The organism is Pseudomonas sp. RL (assembly GCF_000647775.1).
Lineage (GTDB): Bacteria > Pseudomonadota > Gammaproteobacteria > Pseudomonadales > Pseudomonadaceae > Serpens > Serpens flexibilis.
In genome coordinates this window covers 1-21,162 of the sequence record NZ_JBOY01000067.1, presented here as the reverse complement: position 1 = coordinate 21,162, position 21,162 = coordinate 1, and the positions used below count along the sequence as shown (strand labels likewise).

23 protein-coding genes and 1 riboswitch are annotated in these 21,162 nt (G+C 67.3%); of the genes, 11 read left to right on the top strand and 12 right to left on the bottom strand.

Annotated elements, in window-relative coordinates; all coding sequences use genetic code 11:
- Window positions 1–29: 29 nt before the first annotated feature.
- Entirely contained in the window at window positions 30–1,760 is a 1,731-nt protein-coding gene (gene dauA / locus AS93_RS0111845; protein ID WP_027590809.1) for a C4-dicarboxylic acid transporter DauA, read from the bottom strand.
- A 134-nt stretch (window positions 1,761–1,894) separates the two neighbouring features.
- On the opposite strand from dauA, the gene AS93_RS0111840 reads away from it, so the two are divergent.
- On the top strand, window positions 1,895–2,170 hold the full coding sequence (locus AS93_RS0111840; RefSeq protein WP_027590808.1) for a PA4642 family protein: 276 nt from the start codon (window positions 1,895–1,897) through the stop codon (window positions 2,168–2,170).
- 108 nt (window positions 2,171–2,278) lie between these two features.
- Here AS93_RS0111840 and AS93_RS0111835 read toward each other — a convergent pair whose 3' ends face one another.
- The 6 genes from AS93_RS0111835 to AS93_RS20835 all read right to left on the bottom strand — a co-directional run bounded on the left by AS93_RS0111835 (window position 2,279) and on the right by AS93_RS20835 (window position 5,525).
- On the bottom strand, window positions 2,279–2,617 hold the full coding sequence (locus AS93_RS0111835) for a HopJ type III effector protein (RefSeq protein WP_027590807.1): 339 nt from the start codon (window positions 2,615–2,617) through the stop codon (window positions 2,279–2,281).
- Window positions 2,614–2,907, bottom strand: a complete 294-nt coding sequence (locus tag AS93_RS0111830) for a DUF1244 domain-containing protein (protein WP_027590806.1) — start codon at window positions 2,905–2,907, stop codon at window positions 2,614–2,616. Before AS93_RS0111830 ends, AS93_RS0111835 begins: the two co-directional genes overlap by 4 nt.
- A 14-nt stretch (window positions 2,908–2,921) precedes the next feature.
- Window positions 2,922–3,293 carry a dihydroneopterin triphosphate 2'-epimerase gene (folX, locus tag AS93_RS0111825; RefSeq protein ID WP_037009107.1) on the bottom strand — a complete coding sequence of 124 codons (372 nt, stop codon included), beginning with the start codon at window positions 3,291–3,293 and terminating at the stop codon, window positions 2,922–2,924.
- A gap of 49 nt (window positions 3,294–3,342) precedes the next feature.
- Window positions 3,343–4,053: a dihydromonapterin reductase gene (gene folM, locus AS93_RS0111820; RefSeq protein ID WP_027590804.1), complete on the bottom strand. Its 711-nt coding sequence runs from the start codon at window positions 4,051–4,053 to the stop codon at window positions 3,343–3,345.
- 62 nt (window positions 4,054–4,115) lie between these two features.
- Window positions 4,116–4,682, bottom strand: coding sequence for an antibiotic biosynthesis monooxygenase (locus tag AS93_RS0111815; protein WP_027590803.1), 567 nt, complete (start codon window positions 4,680–4,682; stop codon window positions 4,116–4,118).
- Between the two features lie 255 nt (window positions 4,683–4,937).
- Window positions 4,938–5,525 carry a hypothetical protein gene (locus tag AS93_RS20835; RefSeq protein WP_051587460.1) on the bottom strand — a complete coding sequence of 196 codons (588 nt, stop codon included), beginning with the start codon at window positions 5,523–5,525 and terminating at the stop codon, window positions 4,938–4,940.
- A gap of 171 nt (window positions 5,526–5,696) precedes the next feature.
- Here AS93_RS20835 and AS93_RS0111805 point away from each other — a divergent pair, with 171 nt between their 5' ends.
- Genes AS93_RS0111805 through AS93_RS0111795 form a run of 3 tightly spaced genes read left to right on the top strand, consistent with a single transcriptional unit; the run spans window position 5,697 to window position 7,663 of the window.
- On the top strand, window positions 5,697–6,149 hold the full coding sequence (locus AS93_RS0111805; protein WP_027590802.1) for a flavodoxin: 453 nt from the start codon (window positions 5,697–5,699) through the stop codon (window positions 6,147–6,149).
- Between the two features lie 54 nt (window positions 6,150–6,203).
- Window positions 6,204–7,076 (top strand): acyl-CoA thioesterase II, encoded by an 873-nt coding sequence (locus AS93_RS0111800; RefSeq protein WP_027590801.1) that lies wholly within the window; start codon window positions 6,204–6,206, stop codon window positions 7,074–7,076.
- Window positions 7,073–7,663 carry an HAD family hydrolase gene (locus AS93_RS0111795; RefSeq protein ID WP_027590800.1) on the top strand — a complete coding sequence of 197 codons (591 nt, stop codon included), beginning with the start codon at window positions 7,073–7,075 and terminating at the stop codon, window positions 7,661–7,663. The genes AS93_RS0111800 and AS93_RS0111795 overlap by 4 nt, the downstream gene beginning before the upstream one ends.
- A gap of 157 nt (window positions 7,664–7,820) precedes the next feature.
- Here the strand turns inward: AS93_RS0111795 and AS93_RS0111790 are convergent, their stop codons facing one another.
- Window positions 7,821–8,684, bottom strand: a complete 864-nt coding sequence (locus AS93_RS0111790; protein ID WP_027590799.1) for a neutral zinc metallopeptidase — start codon at window positions 8,682–8,684, stop codon at window positions 7,821–7,823.
- A 119-nt stretch (window positions 8,685–8,803) separates the two neighbouring features.
- Here AS93_RS0111790 and AS93_RS0111785 point away from each other — a divergent pair, with 119 nt between their 5' ends.
- Entirely contained in the window at window positions 8,804–9,619 is an 816-nt protein-coding gene (locus AS93_RS0111785; RefSeq protein WP_027590798.1) for a M48 family metallopeptidase, read from the top strand.
- Window positions 9,620–9,791: 172 nt separating this feature from the next.
- Here the strand turns inward: AS93_RS0111785 and AS93_RS0111780 are convergent, their stop codons facing one another.
- From AS93_RS0111780 to rapA, 4 genes are all read right to left on the bottom strand, one after another.
- Window positions 9,792–10,379, bottom strand: coding sequence for a TMEM165/GDT1 family protein (locus AS93_RS0111780; protein ID WP_027590797.1), 588 nt, complete (start codon window positions 10,377–10,379; stop codon window positions 9,792–9,794).
- 93 nt (window positions 10,380–10,472) lie between these two features.
- A riboswitch (yybP-ykoY riboswitch) is annotated at window positions 10,473–10,587 on the bottom strand.
- A gap of 257 nt (window positions 10,588–10,844) precedes the next feature.
- The gene (locus AS93_RS0111775; protein WP_027590796.1) at window positions 10,845–11,846 is read right to left on the bottom strand and encodes a class I SAM-dependent methyltransferase; all 1,002 of its coding nucleotides are present in this window, start codon (window positions 11,844–11,846) and stop codon (window positions 10,845–10,847) included.
- A gap of 12 nt (window positions 11,847–11,858) precedes the next feature.
- The gene (locus tag AS93_RS0111770; RefSeq protein ID WP_027590795.1) at window positions 11,859–12,812 is read right to left on the bottom strand and encodes a 2-hydroxyacid dehydrogenase; all 954 of its coding nucleotides are present in this window, start codon (window positions 12,810–12,812) and stop codon (window positions 11,859–11,861) included.
- A 251-nt stretch (window positions 12,813–13,063) separates the two neighbouring features.
- A complete protein-coding gene (rapA, locus tag AS93_RS0111765) occupies window positions 13,064–15,901 on the bottom strand; it encodes an RNA polymerase-associated protein RapA (RefSeq protein WP_027590794.1) in 2,838 nt (945 codons plus the stop codon).
- Window positions 15,902–16,030: 129 nt separating this feature from the next.
- Here rapA and AS93_RS0111760 point away from each other — a divergent pair, with 129 nt between their 5' ends.
- From AS93_RS0111760 to AS93_RS0111735, 6 genes are all read left to right on the top strand, one after another.
- Window positions 16,031–16,345, top strand: coding sequence for a hypothetical protein (locus AS93_RS0111760; protein WP_027590793.1), 315 nt, complete (start codon window positions 16,031–16,033; stop codon window positions 16,343–16,345).
- Window positions 16,346–16,360: 15 nt separating this feature from the next.
- On the top strand, window positions 16,361–16,513 hold the full coding sequence (locus AS93_RS20945) for a hypothetical protein (RefSeq protein WP_169745294.1): 153 nt from the start codon (window positions 16,361–16,363) through the stop codon (window positions 16,511–16,513).
- A gap of 226 nt (window positions 16,514–16,739) precedes the next feature.
- Window positions 16,740–16,856 carry a cytochrome c oxidase subunit CcoM gene (ccoM, locus tag AS93_RS21235; RefSeq protein WP_027590792.1) on the top strand — a complete coding sequence of 39 codons (117 nt, stop codon included), beginning with the start codon at window positions 16,740–16,742 and terminating at the stop codon, window positions 16,854–16,856.
- 225 nt (window positions 16,857–17,081) lie between these two features.
- The gene (locus AS93_RS0111745; protein WP_027590791.1) at window positions 17,082–18,125 is read left to right on the top strand and encodes a porin; all 1,044 of its coding nucleotides are present in this window, start codon (window positions 17,082–17,084) and stop codon (window positions 18,123–18,125) included.
- Between the two features lie 150 nt (window positions 18,126–18,275).
- The gene (locus tag AS93_RS0111740; RefSeq protein ID WP_027590790.1) at window positions 18,276–18,926 is read left to right on the top strand and encodes a DUF2057 family protein; all 651 of its coding nucleotides are present in this window, start codon (window positions 18,276–18,278) and stop codon (window positions 18,924–18,926) included.
- 151 nt (window positions 18,927–19,077) lie between these two features.
- The coding region (locus AS93_RS0111735) for a LuxR family transcriptional regulator (RefSeq protein ID WP_027590789.1) at window positions 19,078–21,162 on the top strand (2,085 nt) is incomplete at its 3' end.

Genomic DNA, 21,162 nt, shown 5'->3' with positions numbered 1-21,162 from the left:
CCTGCGGCGGCCGGAACAGCGCCGACCGCCTACGCGGCCGGTGTGCCCCGGTCATCCAGCCAGCGCAGCGCCTTCTCGCGGGCTTGTGCCAGGTTGCGCACGAACGCCAGCTCGCCCTCGCGACGGTGGATGCCGGCGCGGCGCAATTTCAGACGCACCCGGGGCGTGGTGCCGACCAGTACCAAGCCGATGCCGTGGCGCTGGTAGTGATCCAGGATGCTTTCCAGTGCCGCCAGGGCGGTCATGTCCAGCAGCGGCACGGCGCTCATCTCGACGATCACCACCTTCATCTCGCGATCGAAGCGGCGCAGGGCATCCAGCGCCTTCTCCGCCGCGCCGAAAAACAGCGGGCCGCGAATGGCATAGGCGGCCACGCCCTCGGGCAAATCATGCAGTGCCTCGTGGTAGCCGGGTGGCAGGCTGGCGGTGTCGGTGACATCGCTCATGCGCTTGATGAACAGGCCGGCGGCCAGCAGCAGGCCGACGCCGACCGCCAGGACCATGTCGAACAGCACGGTGAGCACCAGGCAGACCAGCAGCACCAGCACATCGGTGCGCGGCGCGATCTTCACGGTGTGCACCACATGGTGGGCTTCGCTCATGTTCCAGGCGACCATCAGCAGCAGGGCCGCCAGGGCCGACATTGGCAGGTAGCTGAACAGCGGCGACAGCAGCAGCACGGCCAGCAGCACCACCCCGGCATGCACGATGGCTGCCACCGGCGAAAAGGCGCCCGCCTTCACGTTGGTGGCGGTGCGGGCCAGCGCCGCCGTGGCGGTGATGCCGCCGAACAGCGGCGCCACCAGGTTGCCGATGCCCTGGCCGAGCAGTTCGGCGTTGGGATCGTGCTTGGTGCCGGCCATGCCGTCGGCCACCACCGCGCACAGCAGCGACTCGATGGCGCCCAGCATGGCGATGGCAAAGGCCGGCGCCATCAACTGGCGGATCAGCTCGAAGGACAGCACCAGTGGCTGGCCGTCCGGGCCGGGCAGATCCCACGGCCAGGCGAAACTGGGCAGGAACGGCGGGATCCCTGGATGCTCGACGCCATCCAGCACGTAGCTGAAACGCTCGCCCAGGGTGGCCAGCGGCAGGCCGACCGATTCCAGCAGCAGGCCGAGCAGGGTGCCGACCAGCAGGGCGACCAGGTGTCCCGGGATCTTCGGCACGAAGCGCGGCCAGACGATCAGCACGCCCAGGCAGACCATGCCAACCAGCGCGTCGCCGAACTGCAGGGTGGGCAGCGCCTCGCCCAGGCTCATCAGCTGCGCCACATAGTGGGCGGGTTCGCCCTGGGGCTGCAGGCCGAGGAAGTCCTTGATCTGCAGGGTAGCGATGACAATGCCGATGCCGGCGGTGAAGCCCAGGGTCACCGGATAGGGCACGAAGCTGATCAGCTTGCCAGCGCGCAGCAGGCCCAGGGCGATCAGGATCAGCCCGGCCAGCAGGGTGCAGAGCAGCAGGCCGCCGATGCCGTATTGCTGGGTGATGGGCAGCAGGATGACCACGAAGGCGGCGGTGGGGCCGGAAATGTTGAAGCGCGAGCCGCCAAGCAGGGCAATCAGCGGAGCGGCGACCAGCACGGTGTACAGGCCATGCTGTGGCGGCACGCCAACGGCGATGGCCAGCGCCATGGCCAGGGGGATGGCGATGATGCCGACCGTCAGGCCGGCGGCGAGGTCCCCCTGCAGGGAAGAACGGGAATAGCCGGCGCGCAGCGTCTGGCGCCAGGCCGCGAACAGCGGTAGTTGCAAGGACATGATGGCTCCCGGAGGGCAATGCCGGGCCAGTATACGCCTGCTCTCCGTAAGGAAATGCGCAGCGATTGGTTGCGTTGAGCGCCGCCGGGGCGGGGGAGTACACTGCGGGCCCTTTGACATGAGCGAGGCGAGCGATGCGCAAGGACAAGAAGCAGGTGATCGGCGAGGAAATCGGCGACGAAGCCATCAAGGCCTACCTGGCCATGGAGCCGGCCGACGACACCCCGCCGGCACTGCACAAGCTGGTCAAGGCCTATCGTGGCCTGCGCATCGGCGACTTCGAGCGCTTCCTGGTGTTCTTCCGCGAGGCCGGCTACGAGCTGGCGGCCGCCGACGCCTTCATCGCCATGATCGAGGACCAGCGCCAGGCTGAGCCCTATATCGAGGCGATCCGCGCAGCGCGCGGCTGAAAGTAGGGCGGTCGGCGCCGTTCTGGCCGCCGCTTCGGCGTTGCGAGGCGGTGGACAAGGCAAACGTTGTCCACCCTGCGCGGCTTGCCAGTTCCACGTCGTGGGAGCTTAGTGCTTGCGCGCCAGCGGCAGTTGCTCGAACGCCACGCCGGCCAGGCCGGTCTTCACCAGCGCACGGATGTTGCCGTGGTCACTTCCCTCGGGCGTGGCCAGCACGCTGCGGTAGTGCTCGCCGAAGGCCCGCAGGGCCTCCTCGTCCGTCAGGCCTTCCAGCAGGGCCATGCCCAGCACCTTGCACGAGCCTTCGTTCTGGCCGGCGGCGTTCTGCTGGTCGCCGTTGCGAAAGGCGCTTGGCGTGTAGTCGTACCGGGCGCCGATGAACGCCAGGGTGTCGGCGAACAGGTGCTGTTCGCTGCGCAGGGCGGTGCGAAAGTCGTTCAGGTTCATTCGGGCTTGTTCTTCTCGAAACTGGCCAGTTGCTCGGCGCTGGCTTCGCGCTGGTAACGGGACTTCCACTCGGCATACGGCATGCCGTACACCGCCTCGCGCGCGGCCTCCAGCTCCAGTTCCACGCCGCGCTCGTCGGCGGCGGCCTTGTACCACTTGGCCAGGCAGTTGCGGCAGAAGCCGGCCAGGTTCATCAGGTCGATGTTCTGCACATCGGTGCGTTCCTGGAAATGCTGCACCAGGCGGCGGAAGGCCGCGGCTTCCAGTTCCAGGCGTTGTTGTTCGTTCATAGGGGGACTCCAGGCTATTCGCGGTGACCGGCGAGGGTGATGGAGACGGATTCGGCGAAGCGCAGCGCGTGGGGCTTGTCTACCTCGACTTCCGCGTAGCGCACCTCGGAGTGGGCCATCACCAGGTCCAGCACTTCCTGGGTCAGGCGTTCCAGCAGGGCGAAGCGGTTGCCCTCCACGTGGGCGATGATCGCCTTGGTGATGGTGCGGTAGTTCAGCGCCCGCTCGATGGCGTTTTCCGCCACCGCCTGGTGCGCCGCATAGAGGATGGTCAGGTTGATCAGCACGTCCTGCTTGTTGAGGACTTCCTCTTCCTTGATGCCGATGTAGGTCCGCAGGCGCAGGTCCTTGACCCGAATGCGCGCCATTCCCGGTTCCAGTCGCATGGCCGTTGCTCTCCGATTCTGGGGGGCGGCGAGTATCGCACGACTGGGGCTACTTGAGATGCCGACCGCCATTCACCGTGAGCGTGGTGCCGGTCAGGTAAGGAGTATCCAGCAGGTAGCGCAGGCTCTGATAGATCACCTCCGGCCCCGGTGCGAATCCCAGCGGCGACTTGGCCAGTGCGCGGCGGCGGTAATCCTCGTTGTCACCCTCGTTGAACATCAGCAGCGCCGGGGCAATGCCGTTGACCTTGATGTTCGGCGCCAGGCGTGCGGCGAACGACAGGGTCAGGCTGTCCAGGCCGGCCTTGCTGGCGCAGTAGGCGGTGTGCTTGGCGCTGCCCTTGCGCACCACGTCGTCGCCGATGTGCACGATGTCCGCCGGCGCGCTGTCCAGCAGCAGGTCGGCGCAGTGCAGATTGATCAGGTAGGGCGCCAGCATGTGCACGTTGACCATGCGCCGGAACGCCTCGGCCTCCTGGCCGGGCTCTTCGGCCAGCCATTCGGAGGCGTTGTGCACGATGGCGCGCAGCCGGCCGGTGTGCTGGCGCAGGCGGGCGATGAAATCGAGGATGCCGGCCTCGTCGGCAAAGTCCGCGCGCAGCAGCTCGGCGCCGCGCTGGCGCAGTTGCTCCAGGCCTGGGCGCTCGCTGCGGTAGCTGACGATCACCGGCTGGCCGTCGTCGAGCAGGCGCAGCGCGCAGTGCAGGCCGACGCGCTGGCTGGCGCCGGTGATCAGGATGGGGGCCGGGGAGTGGGGCATGGGCACGCTCGGGCGGTGACGGCTGGAGGCGCCAACCTATAGCAGCCGTCCGCCGCCGGCAATCAGTGGCGGGCCAGCAAGGCGCGCAGGCGGGCGCTGGCCCGGGTCGGCCGCTGCAGCCAGGGCGCCAGCAGGCGCGTCACTTGCGGAATCACCAGGTAGGTCATCAGTGGCGTCAGGGCCAGCGTGGTGACCAGCACCCGGGCCGGCATCGGCCAGTCGGCCAGGTAGCCGCCGAACAACAGGTTGAACAGCAACGACACCGGAAAGAACGCCAGCCAGATCACCAGGCTCTGTTTCCAGCGCGGCGGGCGGGTGGCCTCGTTGAACCAGCCGTCCAGGCCCAGGGCGCGGTGCTCGTGGGGACGGTCGAACAGGCCCTGGCCGCGCTGCAACCAGGCCTGGCGCGAGGCCGAGTGCTCCCAGGCGGCCAGGCTGTCCGGGTCGCTGAAGCGGAAGATCATCTGGAATTCGTTGTCGCCGGGCGGCGGGGCGAGCATCCCGGAACCGAGGTAGCCGGGGAAATCGGCGGCCAGGCGTTCGCCTTCATGCATCCATTCGATGAATGCGGTGTAGTGGGCAGGCTCGACGCGGCGAGCAACCAACAGGGTCATGGGCGGGGTAGGCATCCTGCGACTCCTTGCGGTGACCGCCCGGGTAGGGCGGATACGGTTACGCGCCCCAGGGGTGGCGGGGCGCGCTCGGAGCGCAATCATGCAAGCTGCAAGCCGAAATGCAAGTGGTCTTGTGACGGACGTGCGGGTGTGCGCGCCGAACCGGGCATTTCACGAATGAATTCGCTCCCACGGGTTGGCGTGAGGATGCTGGTCGGTGGCGAAGAGGATTGGTTGTCGGTGCGAGCGGCACAGGCATGGAGCAATGGATCAGTGGGCCTGTGCCTCGTGGTGCAGCGTGACCAGCAGATCCTGCAGGCGCGCCAGGCCGTTACGCTGCAGCGGGGTGATGCGATACGCCGCCAGCCCTTCCTCCAGCACGCGCACCTGCTTGCCGCGCAGCGACAGGGTGGATTTGTCCGGCAGTACCATCCACAGGGTGAAGTTGTTCGGCAGCGAGGCGCCGGCCACCAGTGCACCGTTGAGCGAGAGCTGGCGCACCGACAGGCCGGTGGCCGCGCCAGCGCGGTCCAGCAGCGCCAACGGCGTGGCCAGGGTGGCGCGCCACGGACGTTCGACCAGGCCCTTCTCGAAGATCTGCGGCGTTTCCAGCTGCAACTGCAGGGTTTGCACCTCGTCACGATTCAGACGCAGCGGGAAGCTCAGGCGCTGACCGTTGACCTGGGCCTCGACGGTCAGGTGCGCGTCATCACCCAGGCTGGCCAGCAGGGCATGGATGGCGGGGCTGCTGTCGAGCACCAAGCGACTGGTGTCGTGCGTGACGGAAGGCGTGGGCTCATCCAGCAACTGCTGGAGGAAGGCCAGTTCGTCACGGGTGAGCAGCGGCTCGTTGCGCATGGGGAAATCTCGAAGCGAAGCGGTAACCGATTGTAAGACTCGGCTATTCGACGTTTGTTGCAAGCGGTCCCGTTTCTTCCGATAAGCGGTTCCCATAAATGCAACTCCCGGCTGGATATCGGTTTTGCGGCATAATGCCGCGATTCTTGAGCGGTCACGTGGGAGTTTTTCATGAAAATCGCGATTCTGAGCGGCAGCGTGTACGGCACGGCCGAGGAAGTGGCCCGCCACGCCGAGCAGCAGTTGCAGCAGGCCGGCTTCGAAACCCGCTATCAACCGCGGGGCGAATTGGCCGAACTGATCGCCTGGGCGCCCGAGGCGCTGCTGGTGGTCACCTCTACTACCGGCATGGGCGACCTGCCGGACAGCCTGCAGAAGATCCACGCCGCCCTGCGCGATCAGCCGCCGGCCTGGTACGGCTTGCCCGGTGCGGTGATCGGCCTGGGCGATTCCAGCTACGGCGACACTTTCTGCGGCGGCGGCGAGCAGATCCGCGAGCTGTATGCCGAGCTGGGCATCCGCGAAGTGCTGCCGATGCTGCGCCTGGACTCCAGCGAGACGGTCACCCCGGAGCTGGATGCCGAACCCTGGCTGGCCGAGCTGGCCGTCGCCCTGCGCGGTTGAACCGTTGAACAAGCCGGGGGAGACCCGGCGGTAGATGCCTTGTCGAGGAAATTCATGAGTCAGGTGCTGGATGAACTGGTGGCTCTGCTGAGCCTGGAAACCATTGAGGAAAATCTGTTTCGTGGCGCCAGCCAGGACCTGGGGTTTCCCCAGCTGTTCGGCGGCCAGGTGCTTGGCCAGGCGCTGTCCGCCGCCTGCCAGACGGTGATGGCCGATCGCCATGTGCACTCGCTGCACGGTTACTTCCTGCGCGCGGGCGATGCCCTGCTGCCGGTGGTCTACCAGGTGGAGCGGGTGCGTGACGGCGGCAGCTTCAGCACCCGGCGGGTCACCGCGATCCAGAAGGGTCAGCCGATCTTCTTCTGCAGTGCCTCCTTCCAGGCCGACGAGCCGGGCTTCGAGCACCAGCCGAGCATGCCGGAGGGCATCGAGGCGCCGGAAAACCTGCCCAGCGAAATGGACCTGTTCAGCCCGCATGCCGAGCGCATCCCGCAGCCGATGCGCGACAAGATCTTCTGTGCCAAACCGATCCAGATTCGTCCGGTGAACCCCGGCGATCCCTTCCGGCCGAAACCCAGCGAGCCGCTGAACATGTACTGGTTCAAGGCCGACGGCAGCCTGTCGGCCAACCCGGCGCTGCACAAGTACCTGCTGGCCTACGCCTCGGACTTCGGTCTGTTGACCGCGTCGCTGCGTCCGCACGGCGCCTCGTTCTGGCAGCCGGACATGCAGGTGGCCAGCCTCGACCACGCCTTGTGGTTCCACCGCGACCTGAAGATGGACGACTGGCACCTGTACGTTCAGGAAAGCCCGTGGAGCGGCGGCGCGCGGGGTTTCAGCCGCGGCAGCATCTTCAACCGCGCCGGCGAGCTGGTGGCCTCGGTGGCCCAGGAAGGACTGATCCGTCGTCGGGAGAGCCGTGCATGAACTTGCGCGATGTCCGGCACTGGGTGTTCGACATGGACGGCACACTGACTGTCGCCGTGCATGATTTCGCGGCGATTCGCCGGGCGCTGGACATTCCCGCCGAGGACGACATCCTCGTCCACCTGGCCGAGCTGCCGGCCGAGCAGGCGCGGGCCAAGCGGGCCTGGCTGCTGGAGCACGAGCGTGAACTGGCACTGGCCGCGCAGCCGGCGCCCGGCGCGGTGGCACTGGTGCGGCAACTGTGCGAACGCGGCGTGCGCCTGGGCGTGCTGACGCGCAATGCTCACGAGCTGGCTCAGCTCACCCTCGACGGCATCGGCCTGGGCGACTGCTTCGAGCGCGATGATGTTCTCGGTCGCGACGAGGCGCCGCCCAAGCCGCATCCCGGCGGCCTGCTGAAGCTGGCGGCGCGTTGGGAAATACCCACGCAGAGCCTGGTGATGGTCGGCGACTACCGCTTCGACCTGGAATGCGCCCGCGCCGCCGGCGCGCGCAGTGTGCTGGTCAACCTGCCGGACAACCCCTGGCCGGAGCTGGCCGACTGGCACGCCCGCGATTGCGCAGAGCTGCACGGCTGGCTGCGGTAGGACGGTTGCACGCGCCCGTCGCGGGGTCGTAGGGGCGGCGTTAGCCGCGATGTTCTGGTCGAAGCGTTGGTGCAGGCCATAGCCACACGCTCGCTGAAGTCGTTCCCACAGGTCCGGGCGGTCGGTTCTTTCCGGACGGTGTGCCCGAACGCGCCACCTACAACCGCGCCGCCTCGAAGGTATCGCAGCGCCCGGCCTCGCCGCTGTCGAAGCCGATGCGGAACCAGCGCACCCGTTGTGCGGATGAGCCATGGGTAAAGGAATCCGGCACCACCTGCCCCTGGGTGCGCTTCTGCAGGCGGTCATCGCCGATCGCGCTGGCGGCGTTCAGCGCTTCCTCCAGATCGCCTTCCTCCATCCAGTCCAGGCGCCGCTGCGCATGGTGCGCCCAGACGCCGGCCAGGCAGTCGGCCTGCAGTTCCTGACGCACCAACAATCCGCCTGCTCCCTCCATCGGTTCGCCACGCTGACGGGCGGCCTCGACCTGACGGGAGATACCCAGCAGGGTCTGCACATGGTGGCCCACCTCGTGGGCGATCACGTAGGCCTGGGCGAAATCACCGGCGGCGCCGAAGCGCTGCTCCAGTTCCGCGAAGAATTGCAGGTCCAGGTACACCTGCCGGTCGGCCGGGCAGTAGAACGGGCCGACCGCCGAGGACGCGAAACCGCAGGCCGAATTGACTCCGCCGCTGAACAGCACCAGGCGCGGATGTTCATACTGGCCGCCCGCCTGTGCGAACAGCGCGTCCCAGGTGTCCTCGGTGTCACCCAGCACGGCGCGCACGAACTGGCTGTGCGGATCGTCGGCCGACGGGGGAGCGGCCTGCTGTCCGACCCCCGGTGTACCGCCCGGACCGGCCAGCTGGCCGAGGATCTGCAGCGGGTCCTGGCCCATCATCAGGCTCAGGACCACCACGATGGCGATGCCGCCCAGGCCCAGCCCGCCACCGACGCGCAGACCGCGTCCACCGCTGCGGGCATCCACCACGTTGTCGCTTCGACGGGCACGTTTCCAGCGCATGGCAGCTCTCCGCAAATCGACGTGGCGTTGAGTATGGTCGATGGGCCGTCCGGCTGGCGGCTTGTCGCGTTCCGATGCGGCGACCTAGGATTACCCTGTCATTGAGGCAGGTATGACAGATGAAGCGTCCCTCGTTACCCACCACCGTGCTGGCCTGCGCCCTGGCTGCCGGTTGCCAGGCGGTGAACACCACCAGCGGCGGCGCCGTGGGCGTCGATCGCAAGCAGTACATGTTCAGCATGCTGTCGACCGAGCAGGTCAACCAGATGTACGCGCAGTCGTACCACGAGGCCATCAGCCAGGCGGCCAGCGCGGGCGTGCTGGTCAAGGGGACTGCCGATGCCCGGCGGGTACAGACGATTTCCCAGCGCCTGATCGCCCAGGCCCCGGTGTTCCGGCCGGATGCCGCCCAGTGGCCCTGGGAAGTCAGCCTGATCGACAGCCAGGAGATGAACGCCAACTGCGGGCCGGGCGGCAAGATCATGGTCTACACCGGGCTGATCGAGCAGCTGAAGCTGACCGACGACGAACTGGCCGCGGTGATCGGCCATGAGATCGCCCATGCCCTGCGCGAACACAGCCGCGAAGCGCTGTCCAAGGCCTACGGCGTGGAGTTGGCCACCCAGCTCGGCGCTGCGCTGGGCGTGGGGCAGGGCGGCTTGCAGATGGCCAACCTGGGTGTCGAGTACCTGATGACCCTGCCCAACAGTCGCGGCAACGAGAACGAGGCGGACCTGATCGGCCTGGAGCTTTCGGCGCGTGCCGGCTACGACCCGAACGCCGCCCTCACGCTGTGGGAAAAGATGGCCCGCGCCGCCAACGGCGCGCCGCCCGAATTCATGAGCACCCACCCGTCTTCCAGCACGCGCATGAGCAACCTGCGCGAGACCATTCCCAAGGTGATGCCGCTCTACCGGCAGGCGACGTCGCGGTAGGACAGGCAACGCTTTATTGTCCGCCGTCACGCCGGAACGGGCGCCCCTGGCGGTCAGATAGAGCGCTGACCGCCCTACGCCAATACCCGCTTCATAGGGCGGACAACGTCTTTCTTGGCCGCCGTCGCGCGGTTTCGCTCAATGAGCGCCCAAGCAAGGGGCTGCTCCGCTGCTACCCCAGCAGCCCTGCCAGGTGCAGGGCCTGATAGGCGGCATACAGTCCCAGCAGCAGGAAGGCCAGCGCCGCCAGGCGATGGATCAGCTTCAGCGGCAGGCGCTCGGCGGCGAAGTTGCCGGCCAGCACCACCGGCACGTTGGCCAGCAGCATGCCCAGCGTGGTGCCCAGCACGACCATGACGAAGTCCGGGTACTGCGCGGCGAGCATCACCGTGGCGATCTGCGTCTTGTCGCCCATTTCGGCGAGGAAGAAGGCGATCAGCGTGGTGATGAAGGCGCCATGACGCTTGAAGCGGCTGCCTTCGTTCTCGTCCAGGGTGTCGGGAATCAGCGCCCAGGCCGCCACTGCCAGGAAGGCCACGGCCAGCAGGCTGTGCAGCAGCACCGGCGTCAGCCAGTCGGCGATCCAGTTGCCCACCGCGCCGGCGGCGAAATGGTTGGCCAGGGTGGCAACGACGATCCCGGCGATGATCGGCCAGGGCTTGCGGAAACGGGCAGCGAGCACCAGGGCGAGCAACTGTGTCTTGTCGCCGATTTCGGCCAGGGTGACGATTCCGGTGGGGACCAGCAGGGATTCCAGCATCAGGCTTCCTAAAGGGGTGGGTCGACAAGAGAACGCAATGACACGCACGCCCACCCACCCCGGGTCGGGTCGTTCGTGTCACAGGTCTTGTCAAACCCCAGGCTTCAAGCCTGTCGGGTCGCCGGCGCCATGGTCTGTGGACCAAGCATGTTGACGCGGGCCGCGCGAGCAGGGCGCTCGCAGGAGACTACTCCCCCAGGACGGCGGGCATTCTGCCCAACGAGGCGGGTGGGTGCAAGCCTGACGTCCTGCCGCTTAACCGCTCCTCGTGCGACCGGCGGTACCGGTGCGATGGTCGACAAGGAAAACGTTGTCCACCCTACGTAGGGTGGATCGCGCTTCATCGATCCACCAACGCACCGCAAGGTGCGGCCGGCGAGGTGCGGCCGGCGAGGTGCGGCCGGCAAGGTGCGCCGTGCAGTCACCCAAAAGCATCGCGGCTAAAGCCCCTCCCACCAGTCCCGGTCAGGAGCTGCGTCGCGCCCGGTAGATGCGGAACCCCTGCCTCTCGGCCAGTGTGGCGCACGGACCCAGGTGCTGCTCGATCAGCGGCGGGTACTTGAGGAAGCTGTTGGCCACCAGCCGCAGCTCGCCGCCGGGGCGCAGGAAGCGGGCAGCGTCGCGCAGCAGGGTTTCGCTGGCCTGGTAGTCGGTGTGCACGCCCTGGTGGAACGGCGGGTTGCTGACGATGGCCGCCAGCCCGGTGGGCGCGGCGTGGATGCCGTCGCCGGCGATCAGCGCGGCGTCCAGGCCGTTGGCGGCCAGGGTCAGGCGACTGCTGGCCAGGGCGAAGGCGTCCACATCCAGCATCAGCAGCGGACTGGCCGGGTAGCGGCGCTTGAGCACCGCGCCGAGCACGCCGGCGCCGCAGCCGAAATCCAGCAGCGACCCGGCCGGCAGGTCTTCCAGGTGCTCCAGCAGCAGGGCGCTGCCGGCGTCGAGGCGTCCATGGCTGAACACGCCGGGCAGGGTGACCACCTGCAGCGGGCCGTCGGCCAGCGGCAGCTCGTAGCGTTGCGCCAGGTCTTCCAGCACCGGGACCGCGGGTGCCTGTTCGACCTGCACCTGCCACAGCTGGCAATGCCGGGCGCTGTCCAGCTTGCGCGGCGTGCCATAGGTGGCCAGCTGCTTGGCGGCGCGTTCCACGCCGGCACGCTTTTCGCCGACCAGGTACAGCAACTTGCCCGCCAGCTGGGCGGCCAGGGACTGCAACAGGTAATCGGTCAGCTCGCGGGACTTGGGCAGGAATAGCACGGCGGTCTCGAACCGCGTCTCGGGCGGCGCGGTGCCGAACCGGCTGCGCTCGGGGAAGCGTGCCTGCAGTGTGGCCTGCTCGCCGGCGTGCCAGCTCCAGCCAATGGCGTCGGGCAGGGCGGCGAGCAGGTCGTCGGCCGGCAGGCCGGCCAGCAGCACCGTGCCGGTGAACAGCTCGGCCTGGCGCAGCAGCACTTCGCTTCGTGGGTCCATGGAGGTCTCCTGTCAGCCGACCACGCGTAGCGCTGCGCCGGCGCGGAAGGCGCGGGCGTTTTCGGCCAGTTGTTCGAGGATGCGCTGGCGCGCCTCGCGGCTGCCCCAGGCGCAGTGCGGGGTGAGGATAAGCCGGGGGATGTCCGGCGCAAGCAGCGGATTGCCGTTGCGCGGCGGCTCCTCACTGAGCACGTCGCTGGCCGCGCCGCCCAGGTGGCCGCTGCGCAGGGCGTCGGCCAGGGCCTGTTCATCCACCAGTCCGCCGCGTGCGGTGTTCACCAGCAGCGCGCCGGGCTTGAGCAGTGCCAACTCGCGGGCGCCGATCAGGTTGCGGGTCTGTTCGGTGAGCGGGCAATGCAGACTGAGGGCGTCCACCTGCGGCAGCAGCTGGTCCAGCGGCAGATAGCCGGGGCGCGCCGGCCGCCCCGGCAACTGGCCGAGCAGCACGCGCAGGCCGAAGGCCTCGGCCAGCCGTGCCACGGCGCCGCCCAGCTCGCCATGGCCGAGGATGCCCAGGGTCTTGCCGGCCAGTTCGACGATCGGGAAATCCAGCAGGCAGAACTGCGGCGCCTGCTGCCAGCGGCCGGCACGCACGGCGGACTGATAGTCGCTGAGATTGCCGGCCAGGGCGAGCAGCAGCATCAGGCAGTGCTGGGCCACCGAGGCGGTGCCGTAGCCCTGGCAGTTGCACACGGTGATGCCGCGCGCCCGGGCGGCGGCCAGGTCGACGTTGTTGGTGCCAGTGGCGGAGATCAGCACCAGCTTCAGCTCCGGGCAGGCGGCCAGCACCTGCTCGGTCAGCGGCACCTTGTTGCTGATTGCCACCTGGGCGCCGCGCAGGCGTTCGATGACTTGCTCCGGCGTGCTGGCGCTGTGCAGGGTCAGGCGGTCGAAGCAGGCATGCAGGCTGCTGAAATCAAGGTCGTCGAGGGTGGCGGAGTCGAGGAAAACGGCGTTGAAGGACATGGCGGCGGGGCTGCAGGTATAGAAAGCGAGAGGTTAACAGAGGCTGACAGGACCGTGGTTTCGGTAGGGCGGTCGGCGCCGCTCCGGCCGCCGGTGCGGCCCGACCAAGGCTTCGGTAGGGGGAAGGTGGCCAACGCGTTGCGTTGGCCACCCTGCCGAAACTCCTGCCAGCGCTCGCGGACAGGTCCGCCCCCACAGGAGCAATAGCATGTGCCCTGTGGGAGCGAATTCATTCGCGAGCTATTCGGCGGTCAGCCCGCCACCAGCACCCGAATGGCTTCCAGGCGCAGCGAGGCCTTGTCCAGGTAGCTCAGGCCGTCCTCGCGCTGGCGGCGCAGCGCCTCGATTTCGCTGTCGCGCACGCTCGGGTTGACCGCCTGAAGGGCGGTGAGGCGCGCCAGTTCCTCGTCCAGCTCGGCAGCGAAGCGCTGCTTGGCCTCGGCAACGCGCTCGGCGTGGCGCGGCGCCATCTTGTCCTCGGCCAGCTTGAACTGCTGGCTCAGCACATCGCGCTGGGCCTGCACGAACTTGTTGGCGCTGGCGCGCGGCACGCTTTCCAGCTGGTCGTTGAGGGTGTCGAAGCTCACCTTGCTGGCCAGGTCGTTGCCCTTGGCATCCAGCAGGCAGCGCAGCGCCTGGGGCGGCAGCACACGGCCGAGCTGCAGGGCGCGCGGCGCCACCACGTCGCTGACGAACAGCAGCTCGAGCAGCACGGTGCCGGGCTTGAGCGCCTTGTTCTTGATCAGCGCCACCGAGGTGTTGCCCATCGAGCCGGACAGCACCAGGTCCATGCCGCCTTGCACCATCGGGTGTTCCCAGGTAAGGAACTGCATGTCCTCGCGGGCCAGCGCCTGGCTGCGGTCGTAGGTGATGGTCACGCCCTCGTCGTCGCCGAGCGGGAAGCTGGCGTCCAGCATCTTCTCGCTCGGGCGCAGGATCAGCGCGTTCTCCGAATGATCTTCGCTGTGGATGCCGAAGGCGTTGAACAGCTCTTCCATATAGATGGGCAGGGCGAATTCGTCGTCCTGCTCGAGGATCGCCTCGACCAGCCGCTCGCCTTCGCCGGCGCCGCCGGAGTTGAGTTCCAGCAGGCGGTCCCGGCCGCTGTGCATCTCGGCTTCCAGGCGCTCGCGCTCGGCGCGGGCCTCATCGAGCAGCGCTTGCCAGGGCTTGTCGTCGCCGCCGTTGAGCTGTTCCAGCAGGCGAGGGCCGAACTGCTGCTGCAGGGCGTTGCCGGTCGGGCAGGTGGCCAGGAAGGCATTCAGCGCCTGGTGGTACCACTGGAACAGACGCTGCTGGGCACTGCCTTCCAGGTAGGGCACGTGCAGCTGGATGCGGTGCTTCTGGCCAATGCGGTCCAGACGTCCGATGCGCTGTTCGAGGAGGTCCGGGTGGGCCGGCAGGTCGAACAGCACCAGGTGATGGGCGAACTGGAAGTTGCGGCCCTCGGAACCGATTTCCGAACAGATCAGCACCTGGGCGCCGAACTCTTCGTCCGCGAAATAGGCGGCGGCACGGTCGCGCTCGAGGATGCTCATGCCCTCGTGGAACACCGTGGCCGGGATGCCGGAACGCAGGCGCAGCGCTTCTTCCAGGTCCAGCGCGGTCTCGGCGTGGGCGCAGATGACCAGCACCTTGTGCTGCTTGAGCGGCTTGAGGGTGTCGATCAGCCATTCCACGCGCGGGTCGAAGCGCCACCAGCGGGCGTCCTCCTCGTCACCGGCGTAGCCCAGCTCCGGATACAGCTCGGCCTGTTCGCCGGGCAGGTCCTGATACTGTTCCGGTTGCGGCAGCGGGTAGGGATGCAGCTCGCGCTCGGGGAAACCGCGCACGGCGGCGCGGGTGTTGCGAAACAGCACGCGGCCGGTGCCGTGGCGGTCGATCAGCTCGCGCACCAGGCGCTGGCTGGCCTGGATGTCGCCGTCGGTGACGGCCGCCAGCAAGGCTTCGCCCTCGTCGCCGAGGAACTCATGGATGGTGCGGTGCGCCTGTTCCGACAGGCGACCGTTGTCGAGCAGCTCCTGCACCGCCTCGGCCACCGGGCGGTAGTGGGCGCTCTCGGCGCGGAACGCCTCCAGGTCATGGAAACGGTTCGGATCGAGCAGGCGCAGGCGGGCGAAGTGGCTGTCCTGGCCGAGCTGTTCCGGGGTGGCGGTGAGCAGCAGCACGCCGGGAATCGCCGCGGCCAGGCGCTCCACCAGCAGGTATTGCGGGCTGGCGTTCTCGGGATGCCAGACCAGGTGATGGGCCTCGTCGACCACCAGCAGATCCCAGCCGGCGGCCAGCAGGGCGGCGCTGGCCCGCTCGTCGTCCTTCAGCCACTCCAGGGCCACCAGCGCCAGCTGGGTGTCCTCGAAGGGGTTGTCGGCGTCGCTCTCGGCGAAACGCTCCTCGTCGAACAGCGCGACCTGCAGGTTGAAGCGCCGGCGCATTTCCACCAGCCACTGATGCTGCAGGTTTTCCGGCACCAGGATCAGCACGCGGCTGGCGCGCCCGGACAGCAGCTGGCGATGGATCACCAGGCCGGCCTCGATGGTCTTGCCCAGGCCCACCTCGTCGGCCAGCAGCACGCGCGGGGCGATGCGGTCGGCCACTTCGCGGGCGATATGCAACTGGTGGGGAATCGGCTGCGCACGCGCGCCGCCCAGACCCCACAGGGTCGAAGTGGCCAGGCGGCTGCGGTGGGTCAGGCTGTGATAGCGCAGGGGAAACCAGGAAAAGGGGTCGATCTGCCCGGCGAACAGGCGGTCGCTGGCCAGCCGGAACTGGATGAAGTTCGACAATTGGGTTTCCGGCAGCGTGCGGGGCTCGTTCTGCTCGTCCAGCCCGTGGTATACCAGCAGGCCGTCGACGTCCTCGACGGTGCGCACGGTCAGCTTCCAGCCTTCGAAGTGGCTGATCACATCGCCGGGCGCGAAGCGCACACGGGTCAGCGGAGCATTGCGCAGGGCGTACTGACGGGTATCGCCGGTGGCTGGGTAGAGCACGGTCAACAGACGGCCATCCTGTGCCAGGATGGTGCCCAGGCCCAGTTCGGCCTCGCTGTCGCTGATCCAGCGTTGCCCCGGTTGATACTGCTGCTGCGCCATTCGCGTCTCCGTGGGTGAAAAAAGCCGGGTATGGTACCGGAAGCGCCGAGGGATGCCACCGTTGGAGGGTCGATCGGGCTAAAGGCGGCCCGCCAGCGGCCGACAGCTTGGACAACAAGGAGAATAATCATGTTGCCGCCGATCCTGCCCCACCAGATCGCCGTGACCAGCCAGCAGGACCCGCCCAAGCCCAAGCCGGACGTCCCGCCCGTGGTGCCCACCCAGCAGACCGCCAAGGAAAGCGCGGTGAGCCTGGACAAGCGCAACCCGGAGGAAACCGCCCTGCGCCTGCGCGAGGAACAGGAGCGCAGGCAGCGTCAGCAGCGCGAACGCGACCGCATCAAGAAGGCCCTCGACGAGGGCGAGGAAGACCTGGAAGCGCTGGAGGCCAGCCTTGACCCCAGCGTGCCGCGCAAGGGATTGTGGGTGGACATCAAGGCCTGAACGAGCCGAACCCGCATGACCGAAAAGCCCATCGATTTCGCCGCTGAGCGCGAAAAGCGCATCCACGACCTCAAGGAAAAGCGCCTGAACGAAGTCCGCGAGGCCTTCGAGCGGGCGTTGCCGCTGCCCAAGGGCAAGAAGCCACGCGGCGGCAAGAAGAAGCGCTGAGCGCCCCGCCGGCCTGTTCGGGCCGGTCTCCCTCTGTTTCCAATTGTTTCAGCGACGTTCCCCGCAGGTCGGCCGAACCTGCGTCGCAGCGCGCCTCACTCTTGATCTGGATCAGGTGCAGCATCCTGCCGCATGGGCGGGGCGTCGCAAACTTGACTTGGGTCAATGGGCGCCGACGGTCCTCTGGCAATCTGCGATCAACCAGCACGTGGTGAGGAGCCCGGACATGTTTATCGATGAAGTGGTATTGGCAGGCGTACTTATCGTCGGACTCTGCGTCGTCTTCTGCGCCGGGTTCGCCTATTTCATCTGGAAGGACGCGAAGAAAACCAAGAGCAACTGATCCTTCCTGATCAAAGAGCACGCAAGGCATTTTGGGCGACTTCGGTCGCCCATTTTTTTGCCTGGAAAAAGTCTACTTATACAAAATGTGAAAAAGTTCCCCTGACTTCAAACTTTCATAATCCGGAAATGGCTCTGTAACATCCGGTTCGGATACTCCGCTTCGGTCGAAACAGCGAAACGTTCAAATCGCTCGGACGTTATACAAACCCGATGGAGCTTTCCGATGAAAAAGAAGTTGATCGCGATGGTTGTCAGTGCCGCAGCTGTTATTCCCGCCGCGGCCATGGCGGATGTTGATGTTTATGGACGTGTCCATGTTTCCACCGATTTGCTGGACGATGGCGCCGATTATTCCGAAGTCAACATTTCCAGCAACTCCTCGCGTCTGGGTTTCAAGGGTAATCATCAGATCAATCCCGATCTGAAGGCGTTCTTCCAGATCGAGCAGGAAATCAATTTCACCAACAGCAATGGCGATAATTTCAGCACCCGCGACACCTTTGTCGGACTGAGTGGCACCTTCGGCGCCGTCCAGCTGGGCCGTTTCGACAGCCCGTTCAAGGTGGCCCGCGGTCCGGCCAACCTGTTCGGCGACCAAGTGGGTGATATGCGCAACCTGACGCGTGCCGGTCAGGCCCGCTTCGATGAGCGCTATGACAACACCTTCCAGTACACCACTCCGAACTTCAGTGGCTTCAATGCCAAACTGGCGTACTCCGTGCACGAGGACAGCGTTGCCGCTTCGGATCACAAGACCGACAGTGTCAGCCTGTCGCTGAACTACGCCGGCGGCCCGTTCGAAGCCTCTCTGGCCTATGAGCAGGTTTCGGAAGAGGCCACCCGCGGCGAGCGGGACGGTATTCGTCTGGCTGCCGCCTACAAGCTGACCAGCGCTGCCAAGCTGGTCGGCTTCTACCAGACCCTGGACTACACCGGCCTGGCGGGTACCAGTGATGCGGTTCAGGAGCAGAACACTTCCGATGTCTACGGCCTGGGTGCCGAACTCAAGGTTGCCGCCAACACCGCCATCAAGGCCATGTGGATGGCCCGCGCCGTCGATGCTGACGACCGCGACAGCGACATGCTGGCCGTGGGTGTCGAGCACAAGCTGGACAAGGCGGTGCGCGTCTACGCCAACTACGCGCTGGTCAACAACGACGACAACATCGCGCTGACGCCCTGGGGGCAGGCCCGTACCGCCACCCCGCCCGGCACCAACGGCGAAACGGCCTCCGCGCTGTCCGTGGGCCTGCGCTACGACTTCTGATCTCATCCGAGAGCGGAAATCTCCAGCCGGGCTGCTCCTTGCGAGCAGCCCGGTTTTTTGTCATCGAAACGTAATCGTCCGTTCTTAATCTTCTGGCTCTGACCGATCGGGCAGCGTCATGCGGCCCATCCCCAACGCCAAGGAGTCTTCATGCGTCGTCTATTCTGGCTGGCCCTGATCGGGCTGCTGTCGGGCTGCGCCCAGCAGTCCCCCGTCAAGTTGTACGCGGGGCCCGAGTTGTCGCAGGCGCAGGTGCTCGTGGTTGAAGTGCCTGATGCGCTGGAAGTGATGGCTATCAACGGCCAGCCCGCACCTGCCGCCAATGGGTTGCTCGGCACCGGAAGTCGGGTGTTGCACCTGCGCCCCGGCGATTACCGGATCGATGCTTTCTACGAGAACGTCTTCGACATCGGCGGCGGCCTCAGTCACGAAGTGGTGCGCACGCGCAGCGCGACCTATCGTCTCACCGGTCGCGCCGGCGAGCGCTGGAAGCTTGATTACCGGGAGCCGGCCGGCCTGCAGGACGCGCAGGCCATGCAGGATTCCTTCGCCGGCTGGTCGGTGAACGTGCGCACCGGCGAGCGCATCGCCACGTCCCAGGGACTGAGGCCGGTGTCCACGGTCAGCCAGCTGCTTGGCCGTGACTCCAGCCCTGCTGCGCCCGCTTCGATCGAACCACTGGCGGCCGCCCCCGCGCAGACTTTGCCGCACAACGACGCCACTCTGCACACCCTGCAGCAGTTGTGGCGGTTGCTCGATCCGCAAAGCCGACAGGCATTCCTGGATTGGGCGGGGCAGTAGCGGCTCCCTGTCGGGTTACACGCTTGCTCCCTTGCCCCGCCCGCTGGCGGGGCTTTTTTTGCTGATCGGCGCCCCGCCAGCGAGCCGATTTTCAAATCGCGACGGAAGACGCTAGGCTTCCCGGGTCGTTTGCAGAGGCCCGCACCGCCCCATGACTGCGTTTACCTCGCCTGGTGGCACGCCTTCCGGCCGGGATATTCCGGAGCGGCACTTCTTCCGACCGCCGCTGCCGGCCGGTCACGCACCTCGTCCGCACCTGTGCGAGCGCCTGGAACAGGGGCTCGAGGGTCGCCTGCTGCTGATCTGCGCGCCGGCGGGCTTCGGCAAGAGCTCCCTGGCCAGCGAATTCTGCGAGCGCCTGCCGTCCGGCTGGCGCACGCTCTGGCTTGGCCTGGGGCCTCGGGACGGCGACCCGGGGCGCTTCTTCGAGCGTTTTCTGGAAGGTCTGCGCAGGCATTATCCCGGCCTGTACGAGGAGGGCCTCGCCCTGCTGCGCATGCGCCAGCCACACCAGCCGTTCGCCTTCGAGGCCTGGCTGAGCGATCTGCTGGACGAACTGCAGGTACGCCTCGACGGTGAGGATCTGCTGCTGGTGCTGGACGATTACCACCTGGTGCAGGGGGCGGTGCTGGACAGCAGCCTGCAGTTCGTCCTGAACCACCTGCCGGCCGGCGTGCGCCTGCTGGTCACCAGTCGCCAGCGGCCCGCCTGGCACCTGGCGCGCCTGCGCCTGCACCGCCAGTTGCTGGAGCTGCAGGTCCAGGACCTGCGCCTGAGCGCCGAAGAGGCCGGTGCGCTGGTGGCCGGGCAGGGCACCCAGTTGAGCGATGAAGAGCGCGACCTGCTGCTGCAGCGCTGCGAGGGCTGGGTGGCCGGCCTGCGGCTGTGGTTGCTGGCGCGTCAGGATGCGCCGCAAACGGAGGCCGCTCCGCTGTCCCCGGCGATCGCCGACGGGCTGATCCACGATTACCTGCTTGAAGAAGTGATCGACCGCCAGCCTGCGGCCGTGCAGGCCTTCCTCTACCAGACCGCTTGCCTCGATCGCTTCTGCGCCGAGCTGTGCGACGCGTTGCGTGAAGAGCATGACAGCGCCGAGATTCTCGATCACCTCAAGGCCCATCAGGTCTTTCTGGTCCCCCTGGACGAGCAGGGCCGCTGGTTCCGCTATCACCACCTGTTCAGCGACCTGCTGCGCCGCAATCCGCCTGCCGCGGGCGAGGTGTCGCGTGCCAGCCTGCACCTGCGCGCCTGTCGCTGGTACAGCCGGCAGAACGATCCGGTCGAGGCGGTCGAGCAGGCGTTGCGCGCCGGACGCAGCGATGTGGCCGCCGAGCTGGTGCAGAACCTGTCCGAAGAACAACTGCTCGGCGAGCAGAACGTGGCCATGCTGTTGCGCTGGAAGCTGGAGCTGCCCGACAGCCTGCTCGGGCTTTCGCCACGGCTGATCCTGCTCTACGGCTGGGCCCTGGCCCTGGCCTGCCAACTGGACGCCGCCGAGGCACTGGCCGAACGGCTCGGACACTTCCTGCCGGCCGCCAGCGCGACTGAGCAGCGCTTGCTGCTGGCCCAATGGCAGGCCCTGAGCGGCATGATCGCCCGCGGGCGCGGCGAGATCGCGCTGGCCGAGCGGCATTGCCGCGAAGCCCTGGTCGATCTGCCGGCCGAGCGCTTCGGACAGCGCTTCATGTGTATTTCCACCCTGGCCAACCTGGCGGTGACGCGGGGTGTGCTGTGGCGCGCCCGTGAATTCAACCGCCAGGCGCTGGAGCTGGCCCAGCGCTACGGCAATCCGCTGTTCGAGGCGCTGGCCCATCACGATCGCGCGCGGGTGTTGCAGGCGCGTGGGGAAGTCCTGCGCGCGCTGGACGAGGTGCGCCTGGGCCTGGCGCGCCTGGGCGATCTGGGCGCGCACAAGCCCTACGCGGTTCGCGCCCGGCTGACCCTGTACGAAGGCTACCTGCTGGCGCTGCGCCTGCAGCCGGAGCAGGCCCGCGAGCGGTTGCAGGCCGGTATCCGTGAAGCGCGGGCCTGCCGCGACGTGACCCTGGTGATCGGCTACAGCGTGCTGGCCACCCTGGCCGAGCAGGAGGGTGACATCGCCGAGGCTTTCCGCCTGCTCGCAGAAGCCGAGCGCACCCTGCACGCCTGGGATGTGCCGCCCATCTACTACCTGGCCCTAGTCACCCTGGTGAAATGCGAACTCTGGGCCGGCCAGGGGCAACTGCCCCTGGCCGAG